Below are 15605 nucleotides of genomic sequence, written 5' to 3'. Positions count from 1 at the left end.
GCTTCGAGCAACGCAGCTGAGGAAACAGGAAGCCAGTATTATTGGATAAAGTATTACTGCCTCGTCCCTAACATTATGCTGAAGCTTCGCTGTCCTCGTTGTCCGGCTCGGACATTCCCAATTCTTTTAATTTTCGTGTCAGGGTGTTTCTGCCCCAACCTAATAGGTTGGCGGCATCTCGCTTGCGGCCTGCGGTATGTTTGAGAGCGGTTTCGATAAGGGCTCTTTCAAACGTAGGTACTGCTTCGCTTAGAATGTCGTGTTCACCGCGAGCAAGGCATTGGTCAGCCCATTGTCGCAAAGCCTTGTCCCAATCGCCTGCCGGTGCTTGCGCATCTTTTCGCTCCATAAGCTCGGGGGGTAAATCTTGAACGTGTACTTCGCGGCCGGAGGCCATAACGGTAATCCAGCGACACGTGTTTTCAAGTTGCCTTACGTTCCCAGGCCAGCGCAAGTTAGCAAGGTATTGCTCAGCTTCTTTGGTTAAGATCTTGGGTTCTACTCCGAGCTCTTTAGCGGCGGAGCTTAAAAAGTGTCGCGCAAGGCTGGGGATATCTTCACTGCGTTCTGCTAGCTTCGGTAGATGCACGCGAATCACGTTTAGGCGATGGAATAAATCTTCGCGGAAACGGTTTTCTTCAACGAGTTGCTCTAAGTCTTGATGGGTTGCGGCAATAATGCGCACATCAACTTTTATCGGGGTGTGGCCGCCGACACGATAAAATTCACCATCAGCCAATACTCGGAGTAAGCGGGTTTGTGTTTCGGCTGGCATATCGCCAATTTCATCTAAAAATAAAGTGCCGCCATCCGCTTGTTGGAAGCGACCCTGGCGCAAGCCTCCGGCTCCGGTAAAGGCGCCTTTTTCGTGCCCAAACAATTCGGATTCAATCAGGTCGCGAGGAATCGCCGCCATGTTAAGCGCAATAAATTGCCCGCCTTTACGCGGGCTATGGGTGTGTAGCGCATGGGCAACGAGCTCCTTCCCGGTACCGGACTCGCCGTTGATTAGCACGGTAATATTGGATTGAGATAATCGCCCAATAGCTCGGAAAACCTCCTGCATCGCGGGTGCTTCACCAATAATATCTTTGGTGGCTTCTGGGGGGCTTTGCACCGGGGTTGCCTGTTGCTGCTCTTGCGTATGAGCCAAGGCGCGCTGAGTTACGGCAACGGCTTCATCAATATCAAACGGCTTTGGAAGGTATTCAAAAGCCCCGCCTTGATAGGCTGATACTGCGCTATCGAGGTCTGAGTGTGCGGTGATGATAACAACAGGAAGGCCGGGGAAATCTTTCTGTAATAACGATAGTAGTGTAAGGCCATCGGTGCCGGGCATGCGCACGTCGCTTATGATAGCGTCGGGCTGCTCTATTTTAAGACGGCTGAGTGCTCTGTCGGCGCTTTCAAAGCTTTCCGTGGTGATGCCTGCTTGCTGTAGAGCCTTTTCTAGCACCCAGCGAATCGATTTATCGTCGTCAATAATCCAAACGTAGTTAGGCTTCTGCATAGTGTTTATCCAAGGGTAAATATAGCGTGAATTCTGTTTTGCCCGGTTCGCTTCGGCATTCGACCAGGCCCCCGTGCAGACTAATGAGGTTTTGCGTTATGGCGAGCCCAAGCCCGGTACCTTCTGCTCGCCCAGTAATCATAGGGAAAAAGATATTGCTGATGAGTTCGGGAGGGATTCCCGGGCCGTTATCCTGTATTTCTACTCTGGCAACCAGCGGGTGGTGTTGGCGGCCAATCGTAAAGCGGCGTTGAACGCGGGTTATCATTTTAATTTGCGGTGACGGGGTGCTGCTTTCCATAAGGGCTTGAAGTGCATTACGGCTTATGTTGAGCAGTGATTGAATAAGTTGCCCTCTATCCCCGATCAGACTTGGAATGCTGGGGTCATAATCGCGTTGAATATTGACGGTATGACCTGCTTCTACATCGATAACCGAGGCGACATGCTCAAGTATGTCGTGAACGTTAACGGGTTTGCGCTCTGCCGGAATCCGTGGGCCAAGCATGCGGTCGACTAAGTCCCTTAGGCGGTCTGTTTCTTCAATAATAATGCGTGTGTATTCCGATAAATCGGACTCGCCGAATTCCCGGCCGAGCAATTGAGCGGCTCCGCGAATTCCGCCCAAAGGGTTCTTAATTTCGTGCGCCATGCTACGAATTAAATTACGGGAGGTTTCTTGTGCCGATAGCATAGCTTCGTCTTTGCTTATGCGGATGAGGCGGTCAAGGGGCTGCACTTCGATAACAAGGCTGTTGCCATCCGCACTGGGGTCTACCGAATAGTCGACGGTAATTTCATTGCCGTTATGTAGGCGCCACTTTGCGTGACGTTTCGTGTATGGATTGTTGCTGGCAATAGCGTGCGCCAATGGGTTGTGGTCCCCGTCTTGCTCTTCGAAGCAGTGACTAATGCAGCGGCCAATCACTTGATCTCCACTGACGCACAGCAATACTTCTGCGGCACTATTAAGGTAGGACAGCTTTAGCTCGCTATCGACTAAGATCACGGCAGTGACTAATCGATCTAAAATATGTTTGTAATGTAGTTGTTCAGCCATGGAATACGATCTCATTGATACTAGCGAGACTAGCAAGGATCAAACCAGTTTGTTGAAATTAACAAACTGCCCGTTGATTGCTCAGGGGCTGAACGATAACGCTAAACGCTGTTCTTTTTGTTGTATTAGAGCGGGGATGTCGCTGATGGGAAAAGTCTGGGTGCGCCCCCGCGATGCATTATCGCAGAGGGTGGCACCAAGTTGAAGCTGAAGTGTGTCTTTTTGGTGCAATTAGGGGTGTTAGCTACTATCGGCCAGGCCTAAGAACGTAGACGCTAATGCTACCTGAGCGAGCAACCACTTTCCCGGTGGGGCTTAGGATTGCAACACTGATCTGTTGCTCACCACGCATGATCTCAGTAATAACAAAGCTGGTACTGGTTTGGGCGCCGCCATAAGGGCTGTTATTCATATACAGCTGAGCGCTGTAGCCATTGCCTAAAGCGGGTTGTACATTAGCGGCGACGGTAAGGTTTCGTTGTCCGGCTAGAATTTGTGCTCCGTTGCTCGGTGACGTGATACTTACGCGGTATTGGGCGGCTTGTTGCTTCGGTGCGGGCGAGTTGTATGTTTTCGCTTTAACGGGTGGCGTGGTATTAATTTGAGGGAGGTCGACGGGGTTAATTTTGGTTCCTGTGGGGGCGTCGGAATAAGTAACTCTTCCATTTTCATCAACGGATTTGTAAACGCTATCTGCAATCACATAGGAGGCGGCAGTGATACCAACGACTGCGAGCAACCCAGCCAGACGTATTGATGTGAGAACTTTGCGCATGAGACGTTCCTCTTTATTGAACTTGAGTACCCTTTAGCTAGATTATGACCGACTTGGGGCAATGGTGCTATATGAAGCGACAGCGCTCTATTTTGACGGCATCAGTATTTTAATACATTACGCGGTGCTATACCGCAGACCAATTTAAAGCATTCATGCTTTATCGTAACTGAACGACTACCGGGTTGAGCAGACCGTGTTCCGTCCTTGCTCTTTGGCGGAGTACAGTGCTTGGTCGGCGCGACCAAAAGCCTGGGAAAACGTTTCTTGATTTCGCACGGCCGTGCAGCCAATACTGACAGTAACCTGGTGTGCTTGCTTGAGCGATTTAAACGGCGTGTCGGCAATGATGCTGCGAATTTTATGCGTAAGCAGGGTCAGCTGCTCCAAGTTGCTATTGGGGTTAATGAGTAGAAACTCTTCGCCGCCCCACCGCCCAAGAATAAGGTCGTTACTCAGGTTGGCGGTAATGCGCTGTGCAACCTGTTCTAATATGATGTCACCAGTATCGTGGCCGAATGTATCATTAACTTGTTTAAAGTGATCGATATCCAAAACGGCGATGCATAGATTTGCGCCTTTTTGTGTGCTGAAAATAATTTCAATGACATGATCTAAACCCCGACGGTTATACACCTTGGTGAGCGCATCTTGGTTCGCCTCATTTTGCAATTCGTTATATCTCGATTCTAAAATCTTAAGGGATTTATGATGCCGCTGATTATCGCGATAAAGTTTATGTACTCGAAATAGCCCCTCTAATAAAAAGACGCTTAGCCACATCGCAGTAATGGCGATGTAGATAGTTGCTACAGGAAACCAGTTTTTGACAATGTTGATTTTATTGATGGTAAAAATATGGGTGCCGTTGGGTACGTCATAGGGTACATCGACACCAAGCTGAAACACATTGTTGAATTCGGGCTGCCCTTCTAACCGGCTTTTGGCGTGGGTATCCATCCACCAGTTGGGTACATGAAATTCATGTAAGTTAATAAAAATAGGCTTGTTGGTTTCATTCTTCCGAATGGATACGGACATAAACTTTTCGGGCTCTTGATCTGTGCCTTCAATATTGCGTTCTTTGGCGTTGCGTAGGTAGAGCCGTAGGTGGTCGGCATCACCTTTGTAGGAGATGTCGATGTCAAAGCCGTTGATATGACGAAAGTCTTCGTAACGCAGGGCCTCTATCTGTTTGTTAAAGGCGCTAGGGTCGTCATGTGAGTACTTGAAGGCTTTGGTGGTGAATGTCAGTGTGACACCGCACGCTTTGAATTTGGCGCCGTCTCGTATTTCACACAAGAAGCCTTTGGGATGGTCGGTTAGCCAGTGTACGGTGCTGTTGCCGCCATTTTTGTCTTTGTCGTCATAAGTGCCGGGTGCGGATCGCTCGTCAGAGGCAAGTGGTATTCTTCGTTCGGGGGCCCAAATACTCATGGCTATTAATATCAGACTGAAAAGGCCAATAGCTAAGCGAATATAGGGAAGGTGTTTGAGTGTGATCATCTGGCGGGTTATGGCAACTCAATAATAATGGCTTTGGGGGTGAAAACTTGTACCCTCGTCCCTTAAGTGTAGATGCTGATCGCTAGAGTGCTTGAATGTTGAAAAGAAAGGCGCGAGACCCGTCCCGTTAGTACGGGTTGGTCTCGCGAATATCGCGTCGAGGACAATCGAATCTTTAGTGTTACAAAATAAATCGGCTGAGGTCTTCATCCTTGGCGAGCTCGTTGAGCTCGCCGTCAACAAAGGCCGCATCAACCGTAATGCTTGTATGCTCTTGGCCTGCATCGAAAGAGGCTTTTTCAAGTAAGCGTTCTAGTACGGTATGTAGGCGGCGGGCACCGATGTTCTCTGTTGTTTCATTCACTTGATAAGCGGTTTCGGCAATGCGACGAATGCCTTCAGGGGTGAAGCTTAGTGCCACGCCCTCGGCGTTCATTAGTGCGATATGTTGTTCTGTCAGTGACGCGTTCGGTTCTGTAAGGATACGCTGAAAGTCATCGGGCGTTAGGGCTTCCAGTTCCACGCGTATAGGAAGTCGGCCTTGTAGCTCTGGAATCAAGTCCGAAGGCTTACTGAGGTGGAACGCACCTGATGTGATAAAGAGCATATGATCTGTTTTGATCATGCCGTGTTTGGTGCTTACGGTGCAGCCTTCAATCAATGGAAGTAGGTCGCGTTGTACGCCTTCGCGAGAAACATCCGCACCACTGTTGCCTTCGCGTTTAGAGACTTTATCGATTTCGTCGATAAAGACAATCCCGTTTTGTTCGGCAGCTTCAATAGCGCGAGCTTTTAGATCATCTTGATTGACTAGCTTAGCGGCTTCTTCATCGGTGAGTTGCTTGAAGGCCTGCTTAACGGTTAACTTCTGTTTTTTCGTTTTATCCTTGCCCATGGATGAGAACATATTTTGTAACTGGCTGGTCATGTCTTCCATACCCGGAGGCGCCATAATTTCAACGCCTATGGGGGTTGCAACAAGGTCGACTTCAATTTCTTTATCGTCTAACTCGCCCTGCCGCAGTTTTTTGCGGAAAACTTGCCGTGTAGAGCTTTCTTGTTTTTCACCTTCTTCACCGCGCACCGGCGGAAGAAGGGCGTCTAAAATGCGCTCTTCTGCGGCATCTTTAGCGCGTTGCTCGACCTTTTTCATTTCTTGTTCGCGCAACATCTTAATTGCACTTTCAATGAGATCGCGGATGATGGATTCGACATCGCGGCCCACATAGCCCACTTCGGTAAATTTAGTCGCTTCTACTTTGATGAGGGGAGCGTTAGCGAGCCTTGCCAGACGACGGGCGATTTCTGTTTTACCAACGCCTGTAGGTCCAATCATCAAAATATTCTTGGGTGTGATTTCTGGGCGCAAGTCATCGCTAACTTGCATTCTGCGCCAACGATTACGCAGGGCGATGGCAACAGCACGCTTGGCGTTTTGTTGTCCCACGATATGCTTGTCTAGCTCGTGTACGATCTCGCGGGGTGTCATGGAGTGAGTCGTGCTGGGCATAATCAGAGTCCCTAAAATTCCAGTTCTTCAATGGTTTGATTTTGATTGGTATAAACGCAAATATCGCCTGCAATCGTTAAGCTTTTAGCCACTATATCGCGGGCGCTAAGCTCGGTATTTTCAAGCAGTGCTCTGGCAGAAGCTTGTGCAAATGCGCCACCGCTACCAATAGCGATAAGATCGTCTTCGGGCTGAATAACATCGCCGTTGCCCGTAATGATAAGCGAGGCTTCATGGTTCGCTACGGCTAGCAGGGCTTCTAATTTGCGCAGTGCGCGGTCGCTGCGCCACTCTTTGGCCAGCTCGACGGCTGCGCGCACCAGTTGCCCGTTATGTGTTTCCAGCTTGCTCTCGAAACGCTCAAAGAGAGTAAAGGCATCGGCTGTGCCACCGGCAAAGCCAGCAATGACCTGATTTTTGTAAAGGTGGCGTACTTTTCGCGCATTGCCTTTCATAACGGTATTGCCGAGAGAAACTTGGCCGTCACCGCCTATTACCACGCTATTGCCGCGGCGAACTGACACGATTGTTGTCATTGGTAATCCTTATTTGTCGATGTACAGTCATCTACTATGGGGGTGAATAAGCGGAGTTCAATTCATGTGTCAGTTTGTTTTACACTGCAGGGGTGGCGGCTACGCCTTTAATTAAAAGGAATGCGTTATATTGCTTTTAACTACTTGTTTTTTAGTGTTTTTTATTTCTAGGCACGATGTATGCTTTGTTTCATTCAAGTGATCGAGTTCGCTCGGTAGTAATCTCGTTTCGTTTTAAATAATTAAGTGTAGGGAATAGTAATGAAGAAGATTTTATTGGCATGTTTGGCTGCTTTACCATTACTGGCAGTGAGTGCGAATGTTTCTGCGAGCGATAAAGGGAATAAAGTCGATAGCGCCAAAGTAAAGCATGATGTTGAAGCGGCTAAGACAGCGGCTAAGAAAATTAAAGAGCAGGCTAAAGAAGCCGCTAAAAAGAAGAAAGAGCCAGCCAAAGAGGCGGCCGAAAAGAAGAAAGAAGTAGACACAAAAGTTGCTAAAAAGACGTTGGAGCAAGCTAAAAAAGCGGCTGAAAAGAAGCGCAAAGACACGCTAGAGGCGGCTAAAAAGATAGCTAAGGCTGATAAAGCCGTCAAAAAAGATAAAAAAACGAGCGCGCATTCAGTTCCAGAAATTGATGCCGCAGGTGCTGCATTGGCGTTAGGCTTATTAGGCGGCATTGCTGCTATTCGTCGCGAGCGCAGAAAAGCGGCTAAAAAGTAATATCAACGGTAGTTTTTTGCTGCCGAGTTGTTATTAAAAAGCCCCTGAGGAAACTCAGGGGCTTTTTGCGTTAAGAGGGCTGGCTGTGACGGTGGGGCGGGCTCTATACTCACTGTTTAATGAATATTGATACATCATGGGTACTACCAAATTGAGAGAGCGATACGGGTTCGCGTTATTATTTGCGGCAATGATTTTACTGGCTGAAGTTTTACTGATTAGCCAGACGGTTGATGCCTATAAGCTCGTTATGCGTGGTAATGCTGAAGGCTTGCTGGCGGCTTTTGGCTATTTGGGGCAGGTGGCTAAGTGGCTAGTATTAACGGCCGTCATTGCTGTTTTGTTGTTACAGCGCCGTCTGCGGCATTATTTACAGCGGTTTAATGCGCAGTTTAGTTGGCCGCGATGTGGCGTTTTTGGTGGACTGCATATCGTTTGTTATGGCGTATTGTTCAGTCTTTCATGGTTGATTTTTGGTGGTACAACGGAGCAAGCGAAACACCTAGGCCTGCTCCCTTTAATTGCGTGGCTGGCCGCGGCCTTAGCAACTGCGGCGACATGGGCGATGATGTTGATGAATACCCAAGATGTCACTCGTTTTATTCGGCAAGAAAAGGTGACGCTTGCCTTGGCGCCAGCGGTTGCGGCCATTGTGTGGTGGGCGGCAACACTGAGTTCAAACCTGTGGGGGCCGATGGCTGATGCGACGTTCACGTTGGCAGCGTTTTGGTTGCAGCTTGTTGGAGCAACGGATGTGTATATTGACCCTGTGGATAAGATTATGGGAGCGGGTGACTTTTTTGTTCATGTGGCAAATGCTTGCTCTGGTTATGAAGGCATTGGTTTGGTTGTGGCTTTTACGGCTGTTTATTTATGGGTACACCGGCAAGAATTTCGTTTTCCGCATGCTTACCTACTATTCCCTTTAGGCGCTTTGTGCATATGGCTGCTTAATAGTGTTCGTATTTCCGTACTGGTTCTTATTGGCGCTTATGTCTCGCCAGATGTGGCGGTTGGCGGGTTTCATTCACAGGCTGGGTGGCTTTCTTTTATTGCGACGTCAGTGGGCGTGCTTTGGTTGGCGGGGAAAATGCGTTTTTTTAATAGCGAATACTCAGTACAGGCATCGCCATTGGAGACTGCCCCCCTTGATGAACGCAGCGAGCAGGCGGTGGCGACATTGGTGCCTGCGGTGGCATTGTTGGCGGCGACGTTAATCACATCCACTTTTTCAGCAGGGTTCGATTATTTTTACCCCGTTCGAGTTATTGTTGTAGCGGGTGCTTTGGCTTGGGCGTGGAAAGCGTTGGCCTTGCCGCGGCTGCGGGTATCTTGGCATTCTATTGGTGTGGGTTTCCTGGTGGCTGTTTTGTGGGTTGTTATGCTCGGGGAAACGCAATCCGCGGATGCAGAGATGCGTACGGGTCTAGAGGGGTTATCGGTGGGCTGGATGGCGGCTTGGTTGGTTTGTCGCTTCTTGGGCTCCGTTGTTACAGTACCCATAGCGGAAGAATTAGCTTTTCGCGGTTATTTGTTGTGTAAATTGAGCCGGACTACACACTATGTCTCGGGGCCCGTGCCTTTTGTTGTGATCGGTATTGTCGGTTCTAGCTTGGCTTTTGGTGCGTTACATGGCACGTGGTTGGCAGGCACAGTCGCTGGGGTATTATACGGTTTGCTGCGCTGGAAGAGCCATTCCATTTGGGCCCCGATTATTGCGCACGGTGTAACCAATGCTGCGATATTTTTCTTCGCGTACGGCTCTGGCCGTTGGGGATTGCTGTAGCAGGGCGGAGGCTGAACATTGAGAGGACTTTTTTGTATTATTGCCTCGTCCCTATAACCGCCATCAATGTTCAGTGTATTAATTAAGATAGGTTAAAACTGATAATGCACACCTACGCCAATTTGTGAAAGCTTCGCATCAAGGTCGGGTGAGTTGCTACGGGAGTAGTAGCTGTCATCATCGTACTCAAGTTCACCGCTCATCGAGTCGTACGCTAAGCGTAAAACAAGGCTGGGTGAAACTTCAAATTCAACCCCAAGGCCAAGTAAGAAGCAATTGCCGACATAATTTTGGGTGTTGTCGTATCGGTTGCGGTTGTAATACCCGTAATCGTCATCGTAATAGTTTTCTTCATGTGCATAGCTGAGTATTGCTAGGCCGGCATTGGCATACAATTGAACGCGATCACTGATGGGGGCGATTAACTTGGCTGCTGTTGATAACTTCAAAAGCGCAGCATCGTCGACGTTATCATTACTGGTTGAGCCCGATGCCGTTAATCCGAGCGTGCTTTCTATCGCAAAGTAAGGGCTAAAGCGAAAGCCGCCGCGCGCCTCTAGCATGGGGGCATCAAAGCTGAGCACTTTTTGGTTTCGGTATTCTAGTTCTAAGTCTGCTTGGCTTATTTGTCCGCCAACAAACCAACCGGTATCCGCAATGTTTTGAGCCTGAACAGCCGCGCCACACAGTATGGTGGAGGCCATTAATACTGATGGTATTAAAGTTTGGAGTTTCATCTATGCGCTTTCCTTAAGGTAGAGTCATTTAACGCGCGCATTATACGGTGTGGAATTATAGAAATCGAGAATCTTAACGGTTGAGCAACCATAGCCACCGGTTGAGTCACGGGTGGCTATGGTGGGCGAAAAACTTTTACTGCTAGAGCCGGGGGCGTTTAGTCTGACTCAGCCTAATCGTCTTCAATGGCAAGGTATAGGTCTTTGGGGAGTGTCACAAGTAGCTCAAATGGGACGAATCCACGTTGAGATTCTGAAGTGTTTTGGAGGATTAATTGGACGTTACCGCCTTGCGCAGAAAGGAATGCTTTAACGGCATCCAGGCCTACACCACGGCCTGAAATATCCGTTACGGTCTCTTTGGTTGATACGCCTGAGCAAAAAACGAGGTGTGCAATGTCCTGATTGCTTATTGAGCTATCTTTGCTCCACCGTCCAAGCGCCACGCCTTTTTCGAAAAGCTTGCTAATGTTGATACCTTTACCGTCGTCATTGATGAATATACTGAGCTTTTCATTAACAATCATGGCATTAATTAGAATACTGCCGCGCTCGTTCTTACCGTTCTTAACACGTTCGTCAGGTAGCTCTAAACCGTGGTCGACACAGTTGCGAAGAATGTGAGCAAAAACATCCGTTAATAATTCAAAACTGGTATTTTTGATGCGAATATTCTTCGCGTTAAATTTAACGCTTGGCGTCTGTTTGTTCAGTTGGTTGGCAATGGAAGAAAGTGAGGCAACAACATCAACAAGAACATCTTCGATCGGACTGGATTGTATGCGCCCCATAAACTGTTTTAGGTTATCTGATTGGTCTTCCTCTGCGAATGCTTGAATTTTATCCATCGTGGCACTGGTCATCCAGAAGCCTTCATGGCGATCGCCACCGTCGTTATCGCCGCGGCCAAGTACGGTATGATAAATATTGGAGTATTCAGCCATGGCCTTTTTCACGTGCTCTAAATCATCCAATAATTTATCGGCATCCCAGGGTGCGTCGGGTGATGCTTTGAGTGAGCTATAGGTCGATTCCACTTCATGAACCACATCGCTTAAATGGCTAAAGCCATAGGTGCGGCAATTTCCCTTAATGGTATGCATATTTCGGAACAAAAGCGCAATGGTGTCTTCGTTACGAGACACAGCTGCCTCAATAGCTTCGTAGTTTTCATGTATGTACCGAGAAGCGGACTCTTCAAAACCAAGTACTTTTTCAGATGAAACGTTTAATAACTGGCTAATAATGTCCAGCTCACGTTTTTGTCCTAGAGATTCAGTTTCCATCTCTTTGAGGCGCGTTACATCTCGAACGGAGACCATCAGTTTGTTGACGACGCCATCGCTTAATATCGGATTCCAGTCGAGGGCAATGAATTTTGTTTTACCATTAATTTTAATATCATATTCGTCAATCAATAGTGATTTGTTGAATTCGTAATTCATTTCATCTTCACCGACAATGGCAAAGATGGCGTTGTTCGCAGAGTCTAAGCTATCGCTCCCTAAGCTCGCGCCGGTGAAAAGTAATTCACTGGCTTTGCGATTGGCGATATCTGTTGTTTCAAATATTTTTTCCAAATAATGGGCGTACTCAGGATGTATTAATTGGTTGTCTTGTACGGTAAACAAACCTTGGGGCATGTTTTCTAGCATGGCCTGAATGTCGTCATTTTTTTGCTTCAGCTCGCCGGTACGCTCTGCAACTTTAGCTTCCAGTAAACGGTTTTGCTCTTCAATCACTTTTCGCTTTTGGCGTTGATGCGCAATGAATTGCAATACCAGTGCCAGTAAAGCCAGTGCATACAATGTATACGCCCACCAGGTTTTCCAGGGTGGTGGTAGCTGAATAATTGTAATTGCTGCGCCATCTTCATTCCAAACACCATCGTTGTTACTGCCTTTTACTTGGAAGACATAGGTGCCTGCATTTAGGTTGGTGTATTTAGCCGAGCGTTGGTCGCCCACTTGTAGCCAATCTTCATCAAACCCGTCCAGTTTGTAGGCGTAGCGGTTTTTACCTGAATCCCTAAAGTTCAGCGCAGAAAAACCAAATACAAACATCGATTTTTTGTAATCTAAAATAATTTCAGGCGTGGTGTTTATTGACTCTTCAAGCAGCCCGTCTTCACCACCAATGGCGATAGAATCAGCAAATATTTTGAAATCAGTAAATACGATAGGCGGTGCTATTTTGTTTTCTTTAAGTTTTTCTGGATTAAAGAAACGTACACCTTCAATACCACCAAAGATGATTTCTCCTTTGCTGGTAATAAGGCCTGAATCGGTATGAAAGCCGCCCATTAACTTGCCGCTATCTCTGTTGTAGTTTTTGATTTTCTTGTTGCTCGGGTCAAACAATGAAATACCGTTGTTGGTGCTTAGCCATAATCGACCTTCACTGTCTTCTAAAATTTGCCGAATAGTATCGTCGTTAAATCCATCTTTTTTGGTATATACCGTAAATGATTTCTTATCGTCATTGAGCTGATTCAGGCCTGCATCAGTACCAAACCACATCCGACCTTGACTGTCTTCAAAAATAGAAAGTACCGAAGGATTGCTAAGGCTAGAAGGATTAGTTGCATCAGCTAAAAAATGTGTGAATGTTTCGGTATCGCGATCCATAAGGTCGAGGCCCATGCTAGTCGCAATCCAAAAGTTGCCTTTGGAGTCTTCATAGGTATCCCATGTGTTGCCACCAATAATGGATTTTGGGTCACTATCGTTGTGAATGTAGTGGGTGTAGCTGTTACTGACTCTATCGTATTTACTTAAGCCTCCTGCGTGGGTCGATACCCAAATATTATTCAGGCTATCTTCTTTGATGGACCAAACGTGGGCATTGTTTAAGCGTTGGGAGTGGCTAATACTTTCGGTGGTTTTACGCAGCTCATCAAAAGGGTAGCGGTGGAATTTTCCGGTGCTGGTGTCTAACCGGGACATGCCTCCACCCCAGGTGCCTACCCAAATGTGGCCTTGGGAATCGAGAAACGTTGTGAGTATGGCGTTGCTACTAATGCTGGTTTCGTCATCCGATTTTTTGTAAGCCTTAAAGGTATTATTCTCGCGGTCAAAATAGTTGAGGCCGCCGCCATCAGTACCTAGCCACAGGTTACCCTTACTATCTTCTTTCATTGATAGTGTTGAGTTGTGAGACAAGCTGTTGCTGTTAGAGGGATCGTTTGTATAGCTTGTAATCGCAGAGCTGGAGCGATCAAAAAAATTGATGCCGTCGGGGTAGTTGCCTACCCATATGTCGCCAGTCATATCCTCAAATACCGTGCGTACTTGGTTGGAGTTAACTGAGCTAGCACGGCCAGCTTCATGTTTGTGGTTAACGAAGCGGCCTTGAGGGTATTTTTTACTGGTTTCAAAAACCGTAATGCCACCGCCATCAGATGCAATCCAGAGTGCGCCGGTTGAATCAAGAGATATCGTCCAGATATCGTTTCCGCCCAAACTGAACGGATCTTCGGGGTCGTTAATGTAGCGTATTGATTTTTGTGCTTTGGGGTCGTAGCGAACAAGGCCGTTAAATGTGGCTAGCCATAATTGTCCGTTACCATCAGAAATAATATCTGTAACGGAGTTAGCTGGAACAAGGTCGGGGCGCTCGGGGAAGGGTTTAATTAAATCGAATTGTTTTTTATCCCAATCCAGTTTCTCCAGACCGGCTTCTGTTCCTACCCATACGTTGCCTTTAGGGTCGATATGAACCGATTGTACAATTTTGCTATGGAGGCTTTTGGTGTCATTTTCATTCGGTAGAATAACGGTATAAGTAAGCTGTTTACGATCCACCACTAACAAGCCAGATTTAGAGGCTACGAGAAGCTCGCCGCTAGGTAGCTCTAACGTTTGAAGTAGATCGGTTGTGGTAATAGTGACCGGGGCGTCAGGATTATCTGCAACCTGGGTGAGGCGTTCGGTACGTGGGTCGTAGCGCAATAATCCTGTTCGCGTAGATACCCATAAAATACCCTCGCTGTCTTCAAAGATATCGACGGCCATTTTTACCGGGCGCAATTCTTCGCCCTGCGCAGTATTAACGGTAAGCAGTATGGATTTAAATTCGTAGCCATCGAAGCGAATTATGGCATTAGCGCCGCCAAACCACATAAAGCCTTGGCTATCTTGAAATATGGATGCCGCTTCGCCGAGCACAATGTCCTTATTCTCGAGTGGGTGCTGGAAGCTTATACGTTCAGGCAATGGCTCAGCTTGCGTCATTGCGGCGACGGGTATCAGTAGTGCCACCCCTAAAGCAATAACATGACGAGTGAAAATGCGAGTTGTGGCGTATAAAGCTTGTGTTGGCATGACGGTACCTAGCGAGTTCACGGTGTAGTCGTGTGCACGTTAAGCACGCGAGCAGTCCCTTGTTACGTTAAGTGTAGCTAGGAGGTTAACGGCTGCCAGTATTGAGTTAATTTAATACTTGTTCATAACTTATTGAAGTAAAGGGTTTGTATTTATATTTTTTTGTCGTGATTCAGTGATACGGCGGTAATTAATTGATGGGTTCAAACGAGCGCTAGCGGCTGATTTTTGAGTCAATGTTAACTGCACGAAAGGTTAAGTTAATTCGGTTGTGCGTTGAACGTTGTGTTTTGGGGATGGCATGTTGCCAGTTTTTTTGTGTGTCGGCGGCCATAACCAATAAACTGCCATGGCTTAGCTCAAAGTGTCTTTTTGTGTGTGAGCCTTTTTATTGCGCAGTATAAAGCGCCGCGTAGCGCCGAAGCTTAATGATGCGATGATCGGTGACGGGCCTAGTTCTGGTTCATCATCACTGTGCCAACCCATGCCATCTTGGCCATCACGATAATAATTGCACAGTACCGCATTAAAGGGAGTGTTAAGTTTTTGGCTGAGCTGCTTTTTCAGCGCAAACAAAAGTGGATGCCACGGATGAGGCTGCATGTTTTTTTGTGAGTAGTTGTAGTGCGCATTACTATCGCCGTAATAGGCACATAGTCGAGGTTCTTTGTGTGCTTTTCCGTACAGTGTGATCACATCTTGCCGCCAGATTAACTGCTGCAGTAGGGCCTGAAAGTATTGGTCGGCTTGTGTTTGGCTAAAGAAGTGTGGCTGCCAGAAAAGGCTTAACCCTGGTTCGTTAAGCCACTCGCCATTAGGTGTAAATAGAGACATATTTTTGTTAAATAGTATCAGCGTTTAAAGGATGATTTGAATTGTTGGCTGCCGCGTACGACACCGGCATTATAACTGGTACGTGGGCACACTTTTAAACGCTCAGTCGGTTCGAAACGTTGGTGTTTAAATTTAACGGTCTAACCATCAGCCCGTTACTTGAATCACCATAAGGGGCGAGGCAATAATAGTTTGTCCAATTAGACGAAGAGACTGGCTTTCTTATCGAGGCGCTTAAAGGGGCACATGCCGGGGCCTATATGGACATAGGTCAGTAGAGAAACGCATGGAGCAGTTACCGAGGCA

General features: G+C 47.4%; 10 protein-coding genes and 1 pseudogene. 2 read left to right on the top strand and 9 right to left on the bottom strand.

Annotated elements, in window-relative coordinates:
• Nucleotides 1-73: 73 nt before the first annotated feature.
• From glnG to hslV, 6 genes are all read right to left on the bottom strand, one after another.
• Nucleotides 74-1510 (bottom strand): nitrogen regulation protein NR(I), encoded by a 1437-nt coding sequence (gene glnG / locus AC3A8L_RS12310; RefSeq protein WP_487962560.1) that lies wholly within the window; start codon nucleotides 1508-1510, stop codon nucleotides 74-76.
• On the bottom strand, nucleotides 1497-2570 hold the full coding sequence (gene glnL / locus AC3A8L_RS12305; RefSeq protein ID WP_487962559.1) for a nitrogen regulation protein NR(II): 1074 nt from the start codon (nucleotides 2568-2570) through the stop codon (nucleotides 1497-1499). Before glnL ends, glnG begins: the two co-directional genes overlap by 14 nt.
• A gap of 247 nt (nucleotides 2571-2817) precedes the next feature.
• Nucleotides 2818-3345, bottom strand: coding sequence for a DUF4124 domain-containing protein (locus AC3A8L_RS12300; protein WP_487962558.1), 528 nt, complete (start codon nucleotides 3343-3345; stop codon nucleotides 2818-2820).
• A gap of 177 nt (nucleotides 3346-3522) precedes the next feature.
• Nucleotides 3523-4851 carry a GGDEF domain-containing protein gene (locus tag AC3A8L_RS12295; RefSeq protein WP_487962557.1) on the bottom strand — a complete coding sequence of 443 codons (1329 nt, stop codon included), beginning with the start codon at nucleotides 4849-4851 and terminating at the stop codon, nucleotides 3523-3525.
• 181 nt (nucleotides 4852-5032) lie between these two features.
• Nucleotides 5033-6361 (bottom strand): ATP-dependent protease ATPase subunit HslU, encoded by a 1329-nt coding sequence (gene hslU / locus AC3A8L_RS12290; protein ID WP_487962556.1) that lies wholly within the window; start codon nucleotides 6359-6361, stop codon nucleotides 5033-5035.
• 11 nt (nucleotides 6362-6372) lie between these two features.
• Nucleotides 6373-6897 (bottom strand): ATP-dependent protease subunit HslV, encoded by a 525-nt coding sequence (gene hslV, locus AC3A8L_RS12285; RefSeq protein WP_487962555.1) that lies wholly within the window; start codon nucleotides 6895-6897, stop codon nucleotides 6373-6375.
• 261 nt (nucleotides 6898-7158) lie between these two features.
• Here hslV and AC3A8L_RS12280 point away from each other — a divergent pair, with 261 nt between their 5' ends.
• Both AC3A8L_RS12280 and xrtE read left to right on the top strand, forming a co-directional pair.
• Nucleotides 7159-7620, top strand: coding sequence for a hypothetical protein (locus AC3A8L_RS12280; protein WP_487962554.1), 462 nt, complete (start codon nucleotides 7159-7161; stop codon nucleotides 7618-7620).
• Between the two features lie 136 nt (nucleotides 7621-7756).
• Nucleotides 7757-9406 (top strand): exosortase E/protease, VPEID-CTERM system, encoded by a 1650-nt coding sequence (xrtE, locus tag AC3A8L_RS12275; RefSeq protein ID WP_487962553.1) that lies wholly within the window; start codon nucleotides 7757-7759, stop codon nucleotides 9404-9406.
• A gap of 92 nt (nucleotides 9407-9498) precedes the next feature.
• On the opposite strand, the gene AC3A8L_RS12270 is transcribed toward xrtE, so the two are convergent.
• From AC3A8L_RS12270 to AC3A8L_RS12260, 3 genes and pseudogenes are all read right to left on the bottom strand, one after another.
• The gene (locus tag AC3A8L_RS12270; protein WP_487962552.1) at nucleotides 9499-10143 is read right to left on the bottom strand and encodes an outer membrane beta-barrel protein; all 645 of its coding nucleotides are present in this window, start codon (nucleotides 10141-10143) and stop codon (nucleotides 9499-9501) included.
• Nucleotides 10144-10316: 173 nt separating this feature from the next.
• Nucleotides 10317-14465, bottom strand: a complete 4149-nt coding sequence (locus AC3A8L_RS12265) for a two-component regulator propeller domain-containing protein (protein ID WP_487962551.1) — start codon at nucleotides 14463-14465, stop codon at nucleotides 10317-10319.
• Nucleotides 14466-14679: 214 nt separating this feature from the next.
• A pseudogene (locus tag AC3A8L_RS12260) lies at nucleotides 14680-15299 on the bottom strand (alpha-ketoglutarate-dependent dioxygenase AlkB family protein).
• Nucleotides 15300-15605 lie beyond the last annotated feature (306 nt).

This window comes from Marinagarivorans sp., assembly GCF_982758155.1.
This window is presented reverse-complemented; position numbering and strand designations above follow the sequence as displayed.